At 35.4% G+C, this 1,537-nt stretch carries 2 protein-coding genes; one reads left to right on the plus strand and one right to left on the minus strand.

The window, feature by feature from the left end; translation table 11 throughout:
* Positions 1–104 precede the first annotated feature (104 nt).
* Complete coding sequence (locus F6K13_RS32530; protein WP_161564896.1) at positions 105–281, minus strand: hypothetical protein; 177 nt, start codon at positions 279–281, stop codon at positions 105–107.
* 749 nt (positions 282–1,030) lie between these two features.
* On the opposite strand from F6K13_RS32530, the gene F6K13_RS32535 reads away from it, so the two are divergent.
* Positions 1,031–1,453, plus strand: a complete 423-nt coding sequence (locus tag F6K13_RS32535) for a DUF2809 domain-containing protein (RefSeq protein WP_124146197.1) — start codon at positions 1,031–1,033, stop codon at positions 1,451–1,453.
* Positions 1,454–1,537: the final 84 nt, after the last annotated feature.

The raw sequence follows: 1,537 nt of genomic DNA on the forward strand, positions 1-1,537 counted from the left end.
TGCTGATTAAATATAAAAGCATTGACATATAAAGACAAGTGCCTTTTTGGGAACGAAAAAAGTGCGCCTGTTTCAGCTCTTCACGCTCATGCATGGAGCGTATTTTAGGCGCATAGTTGGGCAGAACAATCTTGGGACAAAACGCCCGCTCCTACTTCCTCGCTCCCGATCCATTTCTCCTGTCTCCAGTATAGCTGTCTTCCCCTCCTGGGAGGGGTTAGGGGTGGGTTGTCTCCTACCCCTACTAAAATACTTTTGAGCGCAAACCCTAAATAGGGCATTGGATTGGGGACTTATAGGTAGGGAAGCTATCAGATTAGGGAGTTACAATAGAAAAGAGGAAGTAAGAGGGGAAGAAAGTTGTTTTTCTCACGCTATTTTCAGACATGATATTACTGTACTTCATTAACCTGAAATACGCTGTATTTATTTAGCAACAAATATTTGTTTCCTGTTTTCCCTTGTCTATAAAAACAATTTTGTAACCTTCTTTTATCTTTTCTGTGGCGGGTTTAATACCCTACGGTCAACGGGGGCGCTTAAAATTATTTGGGGTTATAAGACATGAAGTGGTTGGTCGTTTACCGAATAATTAAGGTTTAAAGCCTCTCCTTTATCCTTTTTTCTATTTCCTACTCCCTACTCTCTAAAGCAAAGGAATTTTTTACCGAGAAATTGTGGTCTAAAGTCTCCCCTTTTAAGGGGATAAAAAAAGAGAATATTCCTGATTTTAAGCCTCCTTATTTCAGAGGTACTGATAACTGATAACTGAAATGACCCCATAAGCATGGAAATTGCTATCTCATTTAGCTAAAGTAAAACTCTGTTTTTAGTCAAATAGACGGCGTTGCTGAAATGTAATGGTAAGTAGCTGAAGGTCAAATTGAAAAACTTATGTTTTGCGTTGATACTTAATCTAAAAATCATTATCATTCAGCAACGCCAAATAGGCATTTTTAAATAAAGTCTTTTCAGGAGGAAAATTCTTCGTAGCATTCTTTTTTATATTTCATATAATTTTTCTGAAAAGATGAAAAGATATAGAATTAAAATTATAATTTGTTTGATATTTACTGTAATTTTAGGTTTTGCAACTAAATTTTATGAAGGACTATTTTCAGAATGGCTAAATAATTCTTTTAGTTCAATTTTTTATGAAGCATTCTGGATTTTTTTAGTAATTTTTATTCGACCTCGACTTAAACCAGGTTTAGTAGCTTTTTGGGTATTTATTGTCACCTGTTTTCTAGAATTTATGCAGTTATGGAAACCACCTTTTTTACAAACTATTCGAGCAACTTTAATTGGCAGACTGTTGTTAGGAAATACTTTTGTATGGTGGGATTTTTTGTACTATATATTAGGTTGTACATTGACTTGGATATTTTTACGTTACTTCAAATTTTATGATGAGAGGAGTCAGGAGTCAGGAGTCAGTAGGAAGAAAGGATGAGAGTGGGAATTATCTGGGGATATTCCGGCATTTTATGTCTGCATTGGATGGAAGTAGAAAGTGCGATAACTGTATAACCGGATA

The organism is Okeania sp. SIO2B9 (genome assembly GCF_010672505.1).
In the GTDB taxonomy this organism is placed as follows: Bacteria; Cyanobacteriota; Cyanobacteriia; order Cyanobacteriales; family Microcoleaceae; genus Okeania; species Okeania hirsuta.